Below are 17544 nucleotides of genomic sequence, written 5' to 3'. Positions count from 1 at the left end.
GGTTGTTGTGATCGAGGAGAAGTTCGATGCAATCGTGGTCGGCGCCGGCATGTCGGGCAACGCGGCGGCGCTAACTATGGCTAAACGCGGCATGAAGGTGCTGCAGCTGGAGCGCGGTGAATATGCCGGATCGAAGAATGTCCAGGGCGCAATCCTCTATGCCGACATGCTCGAAAAGCTGATCCCGGACTTCCGCGATGACGCGCCGCTCGAACGTCATCTCGTCGAGCAACGGTTCTGGATAATGGACGATCGCTCCCATTTCGGCGTGCACTACCGCTCCGAAGACTTCAACGAGGAGCGGCCGAACCGGTACACGATCATCCGCGCGCAGTTCGATAAATGGTTCTCCTCGAAAGTGCGCGAGGCCGGCGCGACCGTGCTGTGCGAGACCACGGTCACTGAGCTCGCGCGGGACGCCCATGGGAAAGTCATCGGTGTTCGTACTGATCGCCGCGACGGCGAAATCCACGCAGATGTCGTGGTGCTGGCCGAAGGCGTGAATGGCCTTCTCGGTACGCGTGCGCGCCTGCGCCAGAGGCCCAAGCCCGACAAGGTGGCACTCGCGGTTAAGGAAATGCACTTTTTGCCGCGTGAGACCATCGAGGCCCATTTCAATCTCAAGGGCGACGAAGGCCTCGTTGTCGAAGCGGCCGGCACCATTTCCCGTGGCATGACCGGAATGGGCTTCATCTATGCCAATAAGGAGTGCATCTCGATCGGCATCGGCTGTATCGTCGCCGACTTTCAGCGCACCGGAGAGACGCCATATGGGCTGCTCGACCGCTTCAAGTGTCACCCGTCCGTTGCGCCCCTGATCGAGGGCTCGGAGGTCAAGGAATATTCCGCGCACCTCATTCCTGAAGGCGGCTACAAGGCGATCCCGCAGCTCTATGGCGATGGCTGGGTGGTGGTCGGCGATGCGGCGCAGCTCAACAACGCCATTCATCGCGAGGGCTCTAACCTCGCGATGACTTCGGGCCGCATCGCGGCGGAAGCGATCGTCCAGGTGAAATCGCACCGCCAACCTATGACCGCGGCAAATCTGTCAGTCTACAAGAAGATGCTGGACGACTCCTTCGTGATTAAGGATCTCAAGAAGCACAAGGATATGCCGATGCTGATGCATACCAACTCGCAAAACTTCTTTCTCACCTATCCGCAGCTCGTCTCCAGGGCGATGCAGAACTATGTACGCGTCGACGGTACGCCGAAGGCTGAGAAAGAGAAGGTGACATTAAAATCCTTTGTCAACGCGCGGTCCTGGACCGGTCTATTTGGCGATGCATTCCGCATCGCCCGTGCCTGGCGCTAACCAGTCAAAATCGAAGCCAAGGAAGCTGAAATATGAATGTCGAGACATCAGTGCGTGTCGAGGACAAGCTGTTCTACAACCGCTATCTCGTCGACGTCGGTCGTCCCCACATCAAGGTGCGCGCACACACGAAGCCATCCCCGCAGCTGCTTGCACTTTTAAAGGTCTGCCCGGCGCGCTGCTATGAGCTCAACGATAAGGGGCGGGTCGAGGTCACCGTCGACGGCTGCATCGAGTGCGGCACCTGCCGCGTTATCGGCGAGCCCACCGGCGACATCGAATGGAGCTATCCGCGTGGCGGATACGGTGTGTTGTTCAAGTTCGGATGAGAGCTGCACGGCAGGCGCAGTGTGATCGCCCTTTTATTGAGACGATCTCACGGCAGATGCATGTCTCCGCGCCCTGCTTGTGCGGAGAGGCCGTATCAAATGGCGGTAGCTGGTGACGTGCCCGGCGTACGAAAGGGTCGCGGGAGCTTTGCCTCGCAATCAGATTTTCCAGCTTTTTTGACAAGCTGTCGAGCGTTGAACCATGTACCTGCGTCATCGAACCGAGGTGGTGGCAGCACAGCGCCGCTGGAAACGATAGTTTCACCGCTGCGTGCCTTTGGTCTCCTCAACGACTTTTCGACCGACGGAGCTCTCCTCCCGAAGCGGCTTTCGACCGAACGCAGATAACCAACGCGGCACGAAGGCAAGAGCGCTGAGGTCTGCGGCATCTTCATCTTCATTGCCGAGTTGGCTTGCCAGACCGGTAGCGAACTGCGCGTTGGCCTCGCGCGCGGGAGTTTTCCTGGCTCGGCAAGACCGAAAGGGCCTGATCGACGGCAGCACGCTTTCCAAGGTGCAAAGGCACCTTGGCAGCGATGGGCGATCCCTCACGATCGATCTTTAGTTAGCGCCACAGAGCAATGATAAATATTTCTGCGGGACTCTTGGGAAGTCTCATTGTTCTAGGCCGCGGTCTGCGAACAGACGGTGCATGACCTCGCGTTTGATCTCGCCAGCGATCTCGTTTCGAACCTGGGCTCCGAGCACCCGCTCGGCATCCGCGTCGCCTAGCAGACCATGCTCGGCCAGTCGCTGATCCAGGCGGCTTTGAAACTCTTCGCCCATGGCTTCGACCAGCCGGTCTTGCATCGCTGCATGTTCGTCCGGAGCGATGCGCCTCAGCACCGTCTCCCAGGGTTGCCAGCGGGTTGCCATGTAGTCGCTGAACTGGTTCGCTTCCCGCTCCCGGACCAGGTCCAGCGCCTGCGCCGCATCATCCTCGCTTACGTGAGAGACCGCCAGGAAGCGCATGTCAGGGGCGACGTGACTGAGCTCCAGCGGCTCCCGCAGCAGATGTTGATAGGCCAGGTAGACTTCGATGTCGTCTGCGTTCGGGTCGTCGCTGACGAGCGAGTTGACTCTGTCACGCGCGATCTCGTCCAGCGCCTCCAAGCGAAACGCAATACGGCCGCGCTGGATCAGTTCGCCAAGGCGATCGTCATATACCCCGTCCTCGACGTCTGCGTTGAGGCGCGCGGTCTGCATACCGTTCCAGTGCAAGGTAACACGATCCTCGCAGCTCGCGTTGGCCTCGGAAGCTTGTGCAAAAAACTGCTCGCGCAATCTCGGGTCGGCCGCCGCCTGCCGCAGATTATCAGCCACTGCGTGCCGAAACTCGTCATTGCCGTAGTTTACGGTCCCTCGTAGCCTCTCTAGGAACCCTGCGTAGTCCTGGGCGCCTGGCTCATCCCCAAAGTGCTGCCATTCGGCCAGCGCCGCCGGGTCGTCTCCGAGCCAGTGCGCGGCAGCCTCATATAGAGATTGCTGCGCAAGCTGCGGTGGCGCTTCTGCCGCCGCCAGATTAGCGAGGACGTCGTCCGGCAGCGGGTTATCCCCGAACTCGAGGTTTTCCAGATGCGGGTAGCTAAGACTCGGTAGAAGACCCTCAAAAAGACCCTCAGGCAGGCTGGTCAGCCGGTTACCGCTGAGATTGAGCGATTGGAGCGTGCTCGGAAGGGGGCGGGGAGGTTAGCCAATTGATTGCTGCTGAGATCGAGTTCAATGAGCCCCGATGGGAGGGACTCGGGGAGGTCGGTCAGCTGATTGCCACTAACCGCGAGCGAGGTGAGCCTGCTCGGGAGAGCGTCGGGCAGGCTAATTAGTCGGTTGTCGTTTGCGTTCAGGATCTCGAGCCGAGCCGGAAGGTTGGCCGGCAGACTGATCAATCTGTTATCGGCCACCTCCAGCCGAGAGAGGGTCGCCGGAAGAGCGTCTGGCAAACTGGTCAACCGGTTATGGCTAATGAGAAGATGCTGGAGACCGGGTGGGAGCCTAGCGGGCAGGCTGCTTAGCTCGTTGTGCCTGGCGCGCAGTTCCAGCAACCTTGGCGGCAGGGCGGCGGGCAAAGCGGTCAGGGAGAGGGATGACAAATCTACCGAATGCGAGCCCGTGTTGTCCGATACCCTAATTCGTGTGCGCCCCTGTTGCCGATTCTCCGCTTCGCCCTGCCCCTCTTCGGCAACCCAGTTTTCCAGGATCTGCGCGCGCGCGGAGGCTGGGGTCCGATATCCTGTCAAGACTTCGACCCAATCCGCCAGGGCTCGGCTGAGGCCGCCGAGGTGGCCTTCCTGCTCCCCCTCTTCAGAAGGGGCCGAGGAAGAACCTGCACTCCACTGTGCCTGTCCTGTGTTCATCAATTTCTCCGTCGTCAGAACAAGAATACACCCCCCGCTTCTTAAGGTCGCGAAGCAGTGGCTGCGCAGCGCAATTGTCATTCGAGAGCCTGTGCACGTGCGCTGCGGCTCCCGACCGACACGAGCCGGTACAGGTTCACACGAGCCCAACCGCGGCAAATGGATCGATACTGCTGCGAGCTTTCTGCCATCTCGTGACCAGAAAAGTCCGGAGGACCGTCACTGCACTTAGCAGGCCTACCTGTCGATCAGCTGACGAGTGTCGCTGCAGAACACCCCAGGTGGTCCGGTTTGCCACCAGCGGCCAAGCAAGTCCAGCTTGCGGGTGAACCGGTCAAGCTTCGCAACAGCTTGGCACCGATTGCCTTGACATGTGAGAGGGCCGTCGCGAACTTGGGGCTTTCGGCGCGCTTGACGCTCTTCGTTTTCACGTACTCGGCCGAAAAGGCTCCACTGCCCGCCGTTGAGATAACGCACCAGCGCCGCGCTGGGGTTCTATGCCTAAGCCGCTCCTGCGTTGGTTAGGCTCGACAACTCGCGTTCGGGGCCGTCATCAGAAAGCGTAAACGAGGTGATGGTGCCGCGGTCGGCTTGAACTCGGTCCCGATGCCAGCGCAGGCACAGAGCGGCCGATCCTCGTTTAGCGCGAACCAGACGACATCCTTCTTCGTTTCGGGGTTCGCTTGGGGCGCATTCGGCAAAGCCGTTGAAGGGCACGAGGCATCGGTTGTCCAGCTTGAGCCTCACGCGCCAGTGTGGCGAAGACGTATTCCGGACGTTGCTCACTGGCGGGCCGCCGGTCTGGGCGGCTCAAGCCGCAACGGGTCGGAGATGTGGACGAAAGAGCGCTAACGCCTAAAAACTGCGTACGCACGCGTCAAATGAAGGCTTTTCGATTGCGTCTTGTGGCACGCTCGCTTTTTTAACACGTCGTCCCCTGCATACGATCGGCAGCATCGATTCCAAGCGTCGCCCACACAAAAAAGGACCAAAAATGAAGAATGAGAAGAAGCCGGGAAGTGATCAGGGCACGGATTTCGTCGAATTCACGATGATCGTGAACGGTCAGCCTGTCGTCATTAAGGCCGTAGAGCAGCAGCCGCTGCATGTGGTGCGCCAAAAGGCGCTGGAGGAGACCAAGAACCTGGCTCAGCCGCCCGAGAATTGGGAGATCAAGAACGAAGCGGGCGAGCTGTTGGATCCGGACAAGAAGGTAGGCGAGTTTGGATTTGGCAAGGAAGTGACGCTGTTCCTGAGTCTCAAGGCTGGCGTGGCCGGTGGCTGATCTCCAAACTGTCGATCCCGAGGTCTCGCGCGTAAAGTTCGAGCGGGAGCTTGCAAACTATCGGAGCATGGAATCGGCCTATCGCAAGAGGGGCTGGATCCTGCTTGACGCAGAGTTTCCGGAGATCTTCGTGGTTTTCGCGGCGACTAAGCCGAGACCGCCTCCGATCGTCGCTGCCATCGTGCTGAATTTTACGGATTATGATCTGCGGCCGCCCTCCGTCAGTTTCGTGGATCCTTTCACGCGCGAACCGATACCCGCCAAATTGCTCCAGGTGCAAATTCTTCGCCGTGCGGCAATCCCCGGCGCAACTCCCGAAACCATTCTGGCGCTCGCCCAGCAGGGCGGGGTGCAAGTGACAAACATGATTCAGTACAACAGCCCTGATGATCGGCCATTTATTTGTCTTCCCGGCATTCGCGAATACCACGACAATCCCGCTCACACGGGTGATTCATGGCTGATGCATCGAAGCTCTGGCGAAGGATCCTTAGCTTTTATCCTCGAAAAGATCTGGCACCACGGGGTGTCACCGATCGAGCATTACCAGGTGCAGGTCCAGATCCCGGCGGTGAACGTGCTGCCGTCATTGCTGGCCGTACCGGAATGAATCAGATCGCGGACGTTACGTCCCTCTCGGTACCGCGTGGCTGCGTGGACGAACTCCATGCCCATTTGCGGAAAGTGGGGCGTGAAGGGCATGAAGGTCTCGGCCTTTGGGTAGGCCGTCAGACGGCGCACCATTTTCAGGTCCATAGGACGCTCATTCCTGTCCAGCGCCACATACGTACTGCCGACGGGGTGTGCGTTGTGACAGGAGCTGAAGAGCTGCATCGCATAAATGTGTGGCTGTACCGGGAGAAGCTTGCGCTCATTGCCCAGATACACAGTCATCCGGGCCGAGCGTATCATTCCAGCACGGACGACGAGTACGCAATCGCCACGACGGTGGGGTGCTTGTCTTTGGTCGTGCCGGACTTCGCGCGAGTGCCTTTCGATCTCAAGAACGTAGCATCGTACCGGCTTGACGGGGCTGGAGTGTGGCGCCCCCTGTCGGTTGGCCAGGTTACGCGGATGATTTTAATCAAGGATTGAACGATGGCCATGGCCAACTTCATGGACCGTGCGGCGTCGGCGGCGTCGCGGGTGCTGACCAATTTCAAGATGTCGGCGTTCGAGGACAGGCTTGCCGCGCAAGTGATTGGGGTGTCTTTCGACGGCGCAGCCGTGCAGTCGCCAGAAGGCAGGGCCAGCCTGGATATGATCATCAGGCTGTCGTCGCGCCTTTATCCGACGATCGCGCTGCGGCCGCTCGATGCAAAGGCGAAGGATCATGTTCCAATCCTGGAGTTCCTGGCGAAGTCCACAAATCCTGAGATCGAGCTCGCCAAGACCAGGAAGGCCGTCACGGTTTCCGTGGTCGTGGGAAGCAGTGCGTCACGCACTAACTGTCCGACCTTCTTCATCGGCTCGGAGGGATGGAGAGCCAAGCTTTCGAGCCGTGGTCTGGTTGGCTCCGGCAAGTCAATGAATCCCTTTGGCGCGGGAGCTGCGTCATGCTTCGCCGCAGCCAACGTCTTTCGGACGGTATTTGCCGACCAGCTGGAGCGGGGAGACGCTGACGAACTTATCGATTTCTCAATGCTGACCTACGCCCAGGGTACCCGTGACTCCGATCAGGGTTTGGAAGGAACGGATATCGGCGAGACTCACCTTGTCGGGCTCGGCGCGATCGGCAATGGCGCGATTTGGGCTTTGGCTCGCACGGCGAGCCTTAAGGGATCGCTCCGTCTGGTGGACGACGAAGACGTCGACCTCTCGAATCTGCAGCGCTACGTGCTGGCCGGCCAATGCGATGTTGGCTCACCAAAAGTGGATCTGGCGCGTGCCGCGCTCGCTGACACGGCGCTGAAAGTGTCGGCGCATCGTGCCAAATGGGACGGCTATGTGAGCAACCGTAAGGATTGGATGTTCGAAAGAGTCGCTGTCGCATTGGACAACGCTCCGGACCGCATCGCTGTGCAGGGGGCGTCGCCGAAATGGATCGTAAACGCCTGGACACAGGAGCTTGATCTTGGAGTGTCGCGCCATGGCTTTGATGACGGCCGAGCATGTCTGGCCTGCCTTTACTTGCCTCACGAGAAGATAAAGGACGAGGACGAGAAGATGGCTGAGGAGCTGAAGATGCCGGAGGCGCAACAGGAGATCCGGGATCTCCTTCAGACGAACAGGGCGGTGGATGTAGGTTTCGTCGAGCGTGTCGCCAAGGCCTTCGACATCTCGTCTGAAGCCCTTAAAGAATTTGTCGGCCAGTCCGTCCGATCGTTTCACCAGCGGGCAATCTGCGGGGGGATTGTCATGCGCCTGACGGACGGAGCGCAGCCTGTGAGAGCCGTTGTGCCGCTGTCGTTTCAGTCGGCTCTCGCTGGCATAATGTTGGCGGCGGATCTCGTGAAACACGCTTCCGGGATTCTGAACCTGCAGACCACAAGCACACGGATTAACCTGCTTCGTCCACTCGCGTCGCATCTTCACGATCCCAAGGCGAAAGATACGTCGGGACGGTGCATCTGCGCCGACGAAGACTTCTTAGCTGCATACCGACGAAAGTACCCAAGCTGCAGAGCTCGTTAACTTCGATCTGATCCCTAATTGGAAGGCCTCGTCTCACGGTAGGCGCCGCGAACTGCGCTCCAGCCCGGACGCGCTGTTTTCATTTGGAGACGGCTGCCAAGCTAGTGAAATTGCTGAGGGTGCCGCCTTTTTCCAAATGCGCCTTGAAATTGTTGGATTATCAGCCGGATTTTGAATCCAGAATACCCTCGACAAGAGCGCGGAGGGGGTGGATCACTCCACCGCCTGGGGTCACGCCGTGCCGGCCGCTTCGATCGCAACCGCAACCGACTGCACGATCGCGGCAAAGCGGACTGCGGTTTGGATGGCAGCCGAGCTGACGCCGGCTTCCCGTAGCGCCTTCTCATGAGCGTCCATGCAGGCACCGCAGCCGTTGATTGCGCTTACCGCAAGCGACCACAGCTCGAAATCGGCTTTGTCCACGCCGGGATTGCCGATCACGTTCATGCGCAGCCGCGCCGGCATCGTCTTGTATTCCGGATTGGAGACGAGGTGAACGAAGCGGTAGTAGACGTTGTTCATCGCCATCATGGAGGCCGCGGATTTCGCCGCCGCGACCGCGGCCGGCGTCATTACGACGGCGGCCTCAGATTCCACTGCGGCGATCACCACGGGATTGCGCGCCGCGATCGCGGTGGCGAGCAACAGCCCGTATTTGCTCTGCGGTGATAGCGTCTCATCCGACATCATCGACGCCAAGTTGAGTCTGACGTCCTTGGCGAAATCGGGGGTCTGGTCCTTTAGCTGTTCAATCGACATGATGCCTCAAGCAACTTTCAGGGTTTCGCCGCCGATCTCACGGTTACAGGCGCAGAGTTCGTCGGTCTGTAGCGCGTCCAGCACGCGCAGCGTGTCCTTCGGGCTGCGGCCGACATTTAGATTGGTCGCGTAAACGTGCTGGATCGTATTGTCGGGGTCGACGACGAATGTGTAGCGATAGGCGACGCCGTCGGGCGAACGCACATCAAGGCCATCGACCAGCCCGCCCTTAGTGTCGGCAAACTGCCAGATTGGCAGATGTTGCAGGTCCTTGTGCGAGCGCCGCCAAGCGAGTTTGCAGAACTCGTTGTCGGTCGAACCGCCTAGCACGACCGCATCGCGGTCGGCGAAATCCTTCGATAGCCGCGCAAACTCCGCGATCTCGGTTGGGCAGACGAAGGTGAAATCCTTGGGGTAGAAGAAGATGACTTTCCATTTTCCAGGAAAGCTGTTTTCCGTCAGCGTCTCGAACGCGCTCTGCCCGTTTTCCTCGTGCAGATGAAAACCGGGCTTCACGCCTGTGATTTCGAACGACGGCAACTTACTTCCAATTCCAAGCATATTGTCCTCACAAGATTGCTTCGCGCGGAAACCGATGATTCCGGCCTCAGGCGAAGCAAGCGATATGCCAGGTAATCTCGCGATTCAACTGGCGGAAATGCAACAATCGGATGCTCGTCATGGAGGCAACTCAACAGCATGGTTTCGATTGAATGGTCCTGCCGTCCTGCTTCAATAACTGAGCATGTTGCCATGCTCGACCGGTTGCGCGCCTCTGAACGATTAGCCCAACTGCTCGGGTGTGCTATAATGCCAAAAGAATGCGCTTAATTAAGATGAACTCAGCGCGCGCGGCAATGTTCCGCCAAGCCACTGGTCGCCCTCACGACGCGCACGCGCTGATGTGAGGTGGAGCGGGAGCTGGGACTGACCTTGTTTTGATCGATGCCGAATCGGGGCTAGTAGCCGAGCGAGCTCGAGCCAGATTCGTTGACCAGGATCAAAGGCAGCGTAGATGCTTTTAGGCATAAGGAGTGATCTGGAAGAATTGGGAGGTACGGATGTCAGCAACTGAAATCGCGACACGTCATTTTTCCGCCGCCATTGCGGAGGCGGAGGGCGCAGGTCTTGGGACTGACAGCGTTTGCCGCGCGCTGCTTAGTTGTGTGGTCACGAAATATCTCGAGATCCGGCCAGTCGACGACGTTCAGTCGGAGCTGCGCTTCGTCGCCGATAATTGCGATCCAGCGACGGATTTCATGTTCATGCGGCCGTAGCGCGGCTGCGCTCTCTCTTCATCATTGCGGGGAGCGGAGCGACGAACTAATCTATTCTCTCCTTCTGCCGCACGATGGATTGCTTCGCTGCATCAGCGGCTCGCTTTCTGGGAGGTCAAGGCTCGCTCATGGCCCTCGTGTGAGAAGAGACTTCACGTTCAACGCGAGCACAGAGGTCGATGTCAAGCGCGCCAAGCCCTCCTATAACATCGCGTCTGTCATTGGCGATGTAACGGCGATCCGGACGGCTTTGGGGAATTGAGTTATCGGCGCTCTCCCCGAGGACAGCAAACATTTCGGCAGCGGGAATTGAACAATAAGCCTCGCTGCTATTCCGACGCATGCGCGGGCCGAAATGTTCGACGGTAATTTCGATGCCGTAGGAGAGACGTACGCCGGCGGGGTCGCCAAAGGCGGTGCCCCAAACTGTTGCAACACAGCGTCCATCAGCAACTCTTTAACTACCTCATCGGCGTTGAATTCGCGGCTACGGGCCTTGGCGCGTCGCTGCATTCGCCAAGATCGAGGCCGCCGCGGACGTTCTCGGGTCAAAATTGTGGATGTCCTCCCGCCGTGATGAAGCTGTCGGATCTGATGATCAGTAAATAGCCGCTAACGGGATGGAATGCGCCTGGATGCGCGGAGGCGCAGGGCGATGTCGCGCCACCGTCCCTCCACGATCTGTCGCTAGCACAGCAGCGTCGTGCCGACATCTCCGGTGAAAGTCCGCAGGCGGCATGGTATTTTTCGGGAACAGCGGTGAGGAGCGGCACGCCAGCAATGATCGCATCAGCAAATTCCTCGCAGGCCCTGGCCGGACGCCTCCTTCCTGGAGAAACGTCGAGCGCTAGCATGGTTTCGTGCCGTTTGCGCCCTTGAAGTTTCGCTGGACGATGCCGCCGACGCGCACGCCTTGCCGCGCGAGATCCTGGGTGAAGTCGCCGAGCAGTCTATCCGCGTCTTGTTCCGGCCTGTAGAGGATTGCCGCGACGCGCTTGGGATCGATCTCGGCAAGGTTGGCGATCATAGGCTTAATCCTCTTGGCTCGTTTCACACAGCGGCGCCTGCCTGTCCAGTATCTACTGCTGGCGTAGATGGCGCGATGCCCTAGGGTTCAGAGGTGGTGAAACCAGCGAGACGACCTTTGACCTGGGCGAATACGTCAATTCCATAGTTGAGCCTTAGCGTATAGGTAGCGGCGCATCATGCGCGCCGTGCTGGAGGTCGCCGCCACACCTTTGGCCCGTACACTGAACTGCGCATCGATCGCAAAGCTAGCAAGCCTATCGCTGAAGGGATTTCAATCCTCTCTGGTGTGGCTGTCCTCACGTGCTTTCCTTGCGATGCGCTTCTCGATCAACGCTGCGGCGAAGATTACCGCAAGCCCGAACGTCACCATGCCGACGGCAAGCCAGCTTGGCCACGGAGGCGTTCGGAAGCGGCTGCACCACAAGGGACAGCCCGTACAAAACCGATCTGACCACAAGCCCTGCAAAGGTGAAGGGGAGGGTGCGTCCGTCCCAGAAAGACGCGAGAATCCCGCGTTCGGCTGCGTCGACTCACAGGTGCCGAGCTCTTTCACAGCGTGCTCCGCGGCTGCGCCGTAAAGCGCCGCCGCCGGATTGTAGATCGACAGTGTGGCGAAGGTCTCCGCGTCGTTCACAAACTTCTGAGTCGAACTCCACAGCACGAGGTTGCCGATCGGACAGGTGAAGCGGCTTTGCGGAACCACGACACGGTTCTCGACCAGTTTGCTCGGGCGGGCATCGTCGGCCGAGAGAAGCACCTCAAACGGCGACCCTTGCGTGATCTGGCCGTAAAACTGTCCGCTCGCGCCAAAGCTCAACGGGGCCTCGTCTGGTCTTCTGCTTAAACGACGCTGCATCTCCTTGCCCGGCATGGTGAAGTTCGCAGCGACCGCCACATCGATCTCTGCCGCTTCTGCATTTCCGACCACAAGCAGCGTCAGAATTGAATTGATCAGGATCAATCGGGTAAGCGTCATCGGGAATTCCTGGGACGGGGCCGCTGCGATGGGCTTGGCCATCGCGGCTCTTTAGCTCCTCATCCCAGCAATCCGCGTGCCGTTCAGGAAAATGGTGCGCGGCCTTGGTTGACGACAGTAAAACGCGCATAGCTGCCAGCGTGCCCTGTCGAATAGCTGGGTCGGCTTGTCGTGCTTCCGATATCGGCGTCTTCAACCGCACACGCGTGGTACTACAAGAGTGGAGGCTTAAGATGATGCCGCTCGCCTCTCGTGCCGAGCTTCTCGTTGCACGCCGCGGCGCTTGCCTGTCCAGGTTCTGCTGTTGGCGTGGAAGCTGATATGGTTTGCGGTGGCGGTTCAGAGGCCGAGAGTAGCGAGATGTGCTTGAGCTGGGCGAATACGTCCATTCCATCCTTGAGCCCTAGCGAATCAAAGGAGAAACGCGTGATGCGCGCCATAATCTCCGCGCCCGAGCCCCCGGTGCCGAGCGCAAGAACCAGCGTGATCTCAGCCGTGCCGAGCGACAAACAGGCTCTGATGCGCGCCGGAAAGACGTTGAGGATGGAGCCCGCGCGCGGCGCTTCGCGCGCGACGCTGACGTCGCAGGCGGCGATGCGCAGCCGTTGGTGCACGCCGGGTGCAAGCGGCGGGGCCGGCACCAACAGGCGCGCACCTTTAAGGCGGAGAATAAGAAGCCCATAGCGCCCATCATAGCCGCTCACCACGGCATCAAGGCTGATGGCGGCTTCGTGGCTAGTCGCAAGCGGCAGCGTAGGATCGCTCTGCAAGACATGTAGCGGCCCAGCCGCGGTTACCATGCCGCGCTCCATCAAAACGAGATAATCGGCAAAGCGTTCGATCTCCGCCATGTCGTGGCCGATGTAGATCATCGGCAGCGCGAGCTTCTCGGGCAGGCGCTCGACGAACGGCAGAATCTCACGTTTGGCGCGGCTGTGGAGCGCAGCAAGCGGCTCGTCCATCACAAGCAGTCTGGGCTGAGACAACAGCGCGCGACCCATGGCTACGCGCTGCCGCTCCCCGCCGGAGAGATGCGAGGGAGAGCGGTCGAGCAGCGGCGCTAGGTCGAGCAGTTCGACCACCTCATCAAACGCGATCGGCATCGGTTTGGGTTTGGGCGCACCATAAAGCAAGTTGCGCCTGACCGACAAATGGGGAAAAAGGCTAGCGTCCTGAGACACATAGCCGATGGGACGCAGATGCGGTGGGCGGAAGGTAGTCTCGTCCTGCCATACGTCGCCATCGATGGCGCAGAAGCCGGCCGGCAAATGCTCGAGGCCGGCGATGCAGCGCGCCACCGCAGTCTTGCCGCAGCCTGGCGGGCCGAAAATCGCCGCCACGCCTTTGGCCGGTACGCTGAATTGCGTATCGAGTGGAAAGCTAGCGATACTGCCACTGAAGGCAATTTCAATCCGGCCCGGTGTGGCTGTCCTCACGTGCTCCTCCTTCTGCTGTATTTGTCAATCAAGGTTAAAGTGAGGACTACCGCAACGGCGAACATCACCATGGCGCCGGCAAGCCAGCTTGCTTCGCGCCAGCGCGATTGTTGGACAAAGTCGAAGAGAAAGGCCGACAGCACCTTGGTGCGCCCAGGAATGTTGCCGCCGATCATCAGCACGACGCCGAACGTGCCGATCGTATGCGCAAAGCCAAGCACGGCGGCTGTCAGAAGACCCGGTCGCGCCAGAGGCAGGGCGACCGTGAAGAAGGCATATAAGGGCGAGGCGCGCAGAGTGGCCGCGATCTCCAGCGGGCGGTCACCTATGGTAGCGAAGGCATTGCGGATGGGCTGCACCACCAAAGGCAGCGCGGACAAAGCCGATCCGACCACGAGCCCCGCAAAGGTGAAGGCCAGCGTGCGCCCGCCCCAGAGAGCGGCGAGAAGGCCGACCGGGCCGTTCGGGCCGAGCAGGGCGAGCAGATAAAAACCGAGTACTGTTGGCGGCAGCACCAGTGGCAGCGCGATGATCGTGGCCACCGCCTCAGTCCAAAGGCTCTTCGAGCGCGCTAGCCACCACGCGAGCGGCGTGCCAATGATCAGCAGGATCACGGTCGTCACGCTCGCGAGCTCGATCGTGAGCCCGAGGGACTGCCAGACTTCTGGTGAAAAGCCATCCATGCGCGTCAAATTCAAGTATTCGAGCACGTTGTCATGCTCGCGTAATAATTGCGTAGGCTACCGGGACCTTCAGGCGCGCGTCGCTCGGTTATCGGCGTCAGTCTGCAATCGCAACACGTTCTGGAAGATCGGGTCACAAACTCCTGCGGCACGAGCCAGCGCGAAACGCTCTTGCTGTCTGCGAGTTGCGGAAGCGGGGCGGCGCTGAGCTCGGCATTGACCGTCTTGACGAATTGGTAGGCCTGCGTGATGGTTGCGCCCTCGACCAGCTTCGGTTGCATGCCCTCATAGGCGTCGATGGCCTTCATCGCTTCCACCGCAGCGCCATAGAGCGCCGCGGCGGAGTTGCAGATCTGTAATTTTAGGATAGATGACGTCCTGAACGTGTCGAAGCCGTTCACGAACTTCGCCGTCCTGCTCCAGAGCACCAGGTTGCCGCTAGCGTAGGTGAGCCGGCCTTCACGTACAGCAAAACCATCCTCGACCAATTTCTTCGGGTGGGAATCGTCGGCCGTGAGAATCATTTGTCACGACCAGCCTTGCGTGATTTGGCTATAAAGCTGTCGGCTCGCGCCGAACACGGCCCTCTGTCCGGATTTCTGCTTGAAGGATGCGATGTCCCCGGCCGGCTCGGTGAACTCGGCGGCAACCGTGACATTGATGTTCGCCGACTGTTCACTTCCGAGCACAAGCGGCATCAGTGCCTTAATCGGGGTCGATCGAGCGCGGCTCATCGGGCAGTCCTGAGACGGGGCCGCTGCGAGCACTTTGGCAGCGGCGGGTTTGCTCCGGATCCCAGCAATCGGCGTGCCGCTCGCCGAATCTGGTGAGCGCCTTGCATGGCCAGCGAAAACGCGTAACTGCCTGCTTTGGCTGACGTTGCCGATTGTCGGACTTCCGATATCGTCGTCTTGAATCGGACAAGCTGGCCGCTCGTGTGATGTCGGTCGCCTCTCAACGCGCGGCGGTCAGATATGCGAGTTCGTATTGGGGGAGGAAAATCATGACAAGATCGGAACTGCGGCCGCCGCGCGGGCGTCTCGACCCTGGTACAAGCTCCTTTATGTCCAGGTGCTGATCGCGATCATGATCGGTGTCCTCGTCCGCTACTGTCACCGTCTCGCGACTAATTTAGGTCAAGGCGCTCGGCGACGGCTTGATCAAGCTGATCAAGCTGATCAAGCTGATCAAGCTGATCAAGATGGTGATCGCGCCGATCATCTTCTGTAAGGTGGCTTCCGGCATCGCTCACATCCATCATGCGAAAAAGGTCGGACGCTTATATCCCCCAATGAACCTACCATGTGTGTAAGTTCAAATGGGCTAGATGTGGTAGATCTACCACGTGCCGGACGCAGAAGTCGCTGTAATGAGTTGATGAGATCGCAAATTTAGCTGCTCGATGGTTTAGATCCATTCGTCTAGCGATCAGGACGCAGCCCTCTCAAGGCTGAAACAGGGGGTAGATTCCCCTAGGGAGCGCCAGCGGCTCTAGAAGCGCTGAGATTTCAAAAACATCACGCAAATCATGGCTTTGACTGCGCTCCGGTGGTAGCACTAGGTCGTAGCTTTGATGCGCGCGTTGATGGGACTGATCAAGGACAGACACGGGACGTACTACGCTCAGCGGAAGGTGCCTGAACGCCTCCAAGAAGCAGTCGCACGCCTCCTCAATTCCGAGAAACCCAAGCAGGTCTTTCTCAAGAAATCCCTCGGCACTAAGGTGCTGAGGGAGGCGAACGTTGCTGCCACGCACGTCTTGGCAGACTTCAATCGGACACTGGCCGGTGCCGAGGCACTACTCAAGGAGCGTCCTGTAATATCGTCGCTCTCCGATGCGCAGATAAAGCGAATGGCCGAATTCTATTATGCTTCGGTCTTGGCTGCCGACGAGGAGGAACGACAGGAGGGCACAGGCTCTGAGCCAATCTTCCAAAGCGTTGCCGAGCAGCTCGCTGCGGCAGGCATCGAGTTCAACACCCCGTTCAATGTGGGCGAACTCCCCGAGGCTGGTCTCTCCGACCGCGAGGTATTCAAGCGAACGCACGCACTATCCGAGGATTTGCCAGACGCAATGGCTGCCTTGGCCAAAGGCGACGTCACTCATGTGCGCCTCGATCTGGAAGAGCTGCTAGACGAATTCCAACTGAACTTGGACAGCAAAAGCCAGTCGTACAGACGGCTAGGAATGGCGGTGCTCTCTGCACGCGTGAGAGGCCTCAAGGACATCAAGCAGCGGAATTCTGGCGAGCCGATACCGACCCCGCAGCTAGGTGAAGTCACAGCGCACAGCGCCTCCGGCACGCTCAGGGAGGCCTTTGAGGGGTGGAAAAAGGAACGGGAGAGGCCAGAGGGTACGGAGCACGAATATGGGCGAGCAGTGGAAATGTTCATCCAACTGCACGGCAATGTTGCCATCTCGGATATGCGGCGGTCTCACGCTCGGGCCTTTCGCGAAGCCCTTCAGTTAGTCCCCAAGATACGCAGAGGCGCGTTGCTGAAGGCATCGTTACCCGAGCTGAGCGAATACGGTCGCACGCACCCAACGGTCACCAAGGTGTCCCCGGGGACCGTGAACAAGCAACTTGGAGCCGTGCAAGCGATAGCCGGATGGGGCCATCATCATGGTTTGGTTCCCGACGATATGCTGTGGTCGAACCCATTCGATGAGATGCGGCTCGATGAGGAGCAGTCGGAGCGAGAGCCATTCGACGCCTGCGACCTCCAGATCATCTTTGACGCACCGCTCTTCACCGAACACAAGCTGCCTACAGGGGCCAAGGGCGACGCAGGTGTGTGGTTGCCGCTTCTCGCATTGTTCGCTGGCGCGCGTCAGGCCGAATACGCGGGCCTTCGTGTCTCCGACATTCGTGAGGACGAGGAGGCGGGCGTTCCGCTCATGTGGTTTCTTCGAGACACCAAGGCTGGGAGGCGGCTCAAGACGAAAACTTCCGAGCGTGTGGTGCCGGTGCATCCCCAACTCGTCGCTCTCGGCTTCCTGAAGTACGTGACAGCAAGACGCAAGGAGGGTGAGCAAGCGTGGCTCTTTCCGTCTGTTGCTCCTCAACACAAGGGTTCGCTGAGTGCTTGGTCAAAATGGTGGGGCCGTTACCTTCGCAATCACGTGGGTCTCAAGGACTCCCGTAAAGTTTTCCATAGCTTCCGTCACGGCTTTCAGGACGCGCTCAGGCGCACAACGCCCGATGAAGAGCTGCGTGATGCTCTCACCGGCCGCAGCAGCGGGAAGTCTGTTGGCCGCACCTACGGTGCCAAGCGCATGCTGGAGCGTTGGGGCGCGAAAGTTCTCAAAGAAGCGATCGACAAAGTTTCTTATCCCGGCTTGGACCTGTCGCGTGTCCGGCCGGATGCGAGGCGTGTACGCGGAACCAAGACAATCAAGGTCCAGAGCACCGCGTCACGCTGAAACGCGTTCGCTTTTAGTAAAAGATGGCCGCACGCGGGCTCCA

At 59.5% G+C, this 17544-nt stretch carries 16 protein-coding genes and 2 pseudogenes; 9 read left to right on the top strand and 9 right to left on the bottom strand.

The features are described from left to right. Positions 1-7: 7 nt before the first annotated feature. Together HCN50_RS00440 and HCN50_RS00435 are read left to right on the top strand one after the other, a co-directional pair. Positions 8-1315 (top strand): FAD-dependent oxidoreductase, encoded by a 1308-nt coding sequence (locus HCN50_RS00440; protein WP_171707685.1) that lies wholly within the window; start codon positions 8-10, stop codon positions 1313-1315. A 32-nt stretch (positions 1316-1347) separates the two neighbouring features. Beyond that, positions 1348-1644, top strand: coding sequence for a ferredoxin family protein (locus HCN50_RS00435; RefSeq protein WP_171707684.1), 297 nt, complete (start codon positions 1348-1350; stop codon positions 1642-1644). A gap of 615 nt (positions 1645-2259) precedes the next feature. Here the strand turns inward: HCN50_RS00435 and nopM are convergent. Continuing rightward, positions 2260-3998 (bottom strand): annotated as a pseudogene (nopM, locus tag HCN50_RS34385) (T3SS effector NEL-type E3 ubiquitin ligase NopM). A gap of 994 nt (positions 3999-4992) precedes the next feature. On the opposite strand from nopM, the gene HCN50_RS00425 reads away from it, so the two are divergent. From HCN50_RS00425 to HCN50_RS00410, 4 genes are read left to right on the top strand one after another with little or no spacing between them, the layout of a single operon-like run. Continuing rightward, a complete protein-coding gene (locus HCN50_RS00425; protein WP_171580795.1) occupies positions 4993-5283 on the top strand; it encodes a DUF2604 domain-containing protein in 291 nt (96 codons plus the stop codon). Continuing rightward, positions 5276-5893 carry a putative metal-binding protein gene (locus HCN50_RS00420; RefSeq protein WP_171707683.1) on the top strand — a complete coding sequence of 206 codons (618 nt, stop codon included), beginning with the start codon at positions 5276-5278 and terminating at the stop codon, positions 5891-5893. The genes HCN50_RS00425 and HCN50_RS00420 overlap by 8 nt, the downstream gene beginning before the upstream one ends. After that, the gene (locus tag HCN50_RS00415; RefSeq protein WP_171707682.1) at positions 5890-6378 is read left to right on the top strand and encodes a Mov34/MPN/PAD-1 family protein; all 489 of its coding nucleotides are present in this window, start codon (positions 5890-5892) and stop codon (positions 6376-6378) included. Before HCN50_RS00420 ends, HCN50_RS00415 begins: the two co-directional genes overlap by 4 nt. A 3-nt stretch (positions 6379-6381) precedes the next feature. Beyond that, on the top strand, positions 6382-7917 hold the full coding sequence (locus HCN50_RS00410; protein WP_171707681.1) for an E2 ligase fold family C protein: 1536 nt from the start codon (positions 6382-6384) through the stop codon (positions 7915-7917). Positions 7918-8148: 231 nt separating this feature from the next. Here the strand turns inward: HCN50_RS00410 and ahpD are convergent, their stop codons facing one another. Continuing rightward, positions 8149-8676 (bottom strand): alkylhydroperoxidase, AhpD family, encoded by a 528-nt coding sequence (gene ahpD, locus HCN50_RS00405; RefSeq protein ID WP_171707680.1) that lies wholly within the window; start codon positions 8674-8676, stop codon positions 8149-8151. 6 nt (positions 8677-8682) lie between these two features. After that, complete coding sequence (locus tag HCN50_RS00400; RefSeq protein ID WP_171580800.1) at positions 8683-9237, bottom strand: peroxiredoxin; 555 nt, start codon at positions 9235-9237, stop codon at positions 8683-8685. A 500-nt stretch (positions 9238-9737) separates the two neighbouring features. Here HCN50_RS00400 and HCN50_RS00395 point away from each other — a divergent pair, with 500 nt between their 5' ends. Further along, positions 9738-9953: a hypothetical protein gene (locus tag HCN50_RS00395; RefSeq protein ID WP_171580801.1), complete on the top strand. Its 216-nt coding sequence runs from the start codon at positions 9738-9740 to the stop codon at positions 9951-9953. A gap of 847 nt (positions 9954-10800) precedes the next feature. Here the strand turns inward: HCN50_RS00395 and HCN50_RS33255 are convergent. From HCN50_RS33255 to HCN50_RS00365, 6 genes are all read right to left on the bottom strand, one after another. Then, a complete protein-coding gene (locus HCN50_RS33255; RefSeq protein ID WP_235976672.1) occupies positions 10801-10980 on the bottom strand; it encodes a DUF2478 domain-containing protein in 180 nt (59 codons plus the stop codon). 273 nt (positions 10981-11253) lie between these two features. Beyond that, the gene (gene modA, locus HCN50_RS34625; protein WP_376700234.1) at positions 11254-12000 is read right to left on the bottom strand and encodes a molybdate ABC transporter substrate-binding protein; all 747 of its coding nucleotides are present in this window, start codon (positions 11998-12000) and stop codon (positions 11254-11256) included. Between the two features lie 170 nt (positions 12001-12170). Further along, complete coding sequence (modC, locus tag HCN50_RS00380) at positions 12171-13394, bottom strand: molybdenum ABC transporter ATP-binding protein (protein WP_171707679.1); 1224 nt, start codon at positions 13392-13394, stop codon at positions 12171-12173. Continuing rightward, a complete protein-coding gene (gene modB / locus HCN50_RS00375; RefSeq protein WP_171580803.1) occupies positions 13391-14077 on the bottom strand; it encodes a molybdate ABC transporter permease subunit in 687 nt (228 codons plus the stop codon). The genes modC and modB overlap by 4 nt, the downstream gene beginning before the upstream one ends. Before the next feature lie 11 nt (positions 14078-14088). After that, complete coding sequence (gene modA / locus HCN50_RS00370; protein ID WP_171707678.1) at positions 14089-14601, bottom strand: molybdate ABC transporter substrate-binding protein; 513 nt, start codon at positions 14599-14601, stop codon at positions 14089-14091. Positions 14602-14604: 3 nt separating this feature from the next. Next, positions 14605-14811 carry a type 2 periplasmic-binding domain-containing protein gene (locus HCN50_RS00365; protein ID WP_171707677.1) on the bottom strand — a complete coding sequence of 69 codons (207 nt, stop codon included), beginning with the start codon at positions 14809-14811 and terminating at the stop codon, positions 14605-14607. A gap of 277 nt (positions 14812-15088) precedes the next feature. On the opposite strand from HCN50_RS00365, the pseudogene HCN50_RS00360 reads away from it, so the two are divergent. Both HCN50_RS00360 and HCN50_RS00355 read left to right on the top strand, forming a co-directional pair. Further along, a pseudogene (locus HCN50_RS00360) lies at positions 15089-15359 on the top strand (cation:dicarboxylate symporter family transporter); the annotation flags it as partial. A 303-nt stretch (positions 15360-15662) separates the two neighbouring features. Further along, positions 15663-17501, top strand: coding sequence for a site-specific integrase (locus HCN50_RS00355; RefSeq protein ID WP_171707676.1), 1839 nt, complete (start codon positions 15663-15665; stop codon positions 17499-17501). Positions 17502-17544 lie beyond the last annotated feature (43 nt).

Source organism: Bradyrhizobium archetypum (assembly GCF_013114835.1).
Taxonomy (GTDB): Bacteria; Pseudomonadota; Alphaproteobacteria; order Rhizobiales; family Xanthobacteraceae; genus Bradyrhizobium; species Bradyrhizobium archetypum.
Note: the sequence above shows the minus strand (reverse complement) of the source record. Positions and strands in the feature narration are given on the sequence as shown.

Bases quoted from the DNA above. Each gene is read 5' to 3' on its own strand.
- HCN50_RS00435 (WP_171707684.1), top strand. From the start codon at position 1,348: ATGAATGTCGAGACATCAGTGCGTGTCGAGGACAAGCTGTTCTACAAC.
- HCN50_RS00425 (WP_171580795.1), top strand. From the start codon at position 4,993: ATGAAGAATGAGAAGAAGCCGGGAAGTGATCAGGGCACGGATTTCGTC.
- HCN50_RS00415 (WP_171707682.1), top strand. From the start codon at position 5,890: ATGAATCAGATCGCGGACGTTACGTCCCTCTCGGTACCGCGTGGCTGC.
- HCN50_RS00410 (WP_171707681.1), top strand. From the start codon at position 6,382: ATGGCCATGGCCAACTTCATGGACCGTGCGGCGTCGGCGGCGTCGCGG.
- ahpD (WP_171707680.1), bottom strand. From the start codon at position 8,676: ATGTCGATTGAACAGCTAAAGGACCAGACCCCCGATTTCGCCAAGGAC.
- HCN50_RS00400 (WP_171580800.1), bottom strand. From the start codon at position 9,237: ATGCTTGGAATTGGAAGTAAGTTGCCGTCGTTCGAAATCACAGGCGTG.
- HCN50_RS00395 (WP_171580801.1), top strand. From the start codon at position 9,738: ATGTCAGCAACTGAAATCGCGACACGTCATTTTTCCGCCGCCATTGCG.
- HCN50_RS33255 (WP_235976672.1), bottom strand. From the start codon at position 10,980: ATGATCGCCAACCTTGCCGAGATCGATCCCAAGCGCGTCGCGGCAATC.
- modA (WP_376700234.1), bottom strand. From the start codon at position 12,000: ATGGCCAAGCCCATCGCAGCGGCCCCGTCCCAGGAATTCCCGATGACG.
- modB (WP_171580803.1), bottom strand. From the start codon at position 14,077: ATGGATGGCTTTTCACCAGAAGTCTGGCAGTCCCTCGGGCTCACGATC.
- modA (WP_171707678.1), bottom strand. From the start codon at position 14,601: ATGATTCTCACGGCCGACGATTCCCACCCGAAGAAATTGGTCGAGGAT.
- HCN50_RS00365 (WP_171707677.1), bottom strand. From the start codon at position 14,811: ATGAGCCGCGCTCGATCGACCCCGATTAAGGCACTGATGCCGCTTGTG.
- HCN50_RS00355 (WP_171707676.1), top strand. From the start codon at position 15,663: ATGGGACTGATCAAGGACAGACACGGGACGTACTACGCTCAGCGGAAG.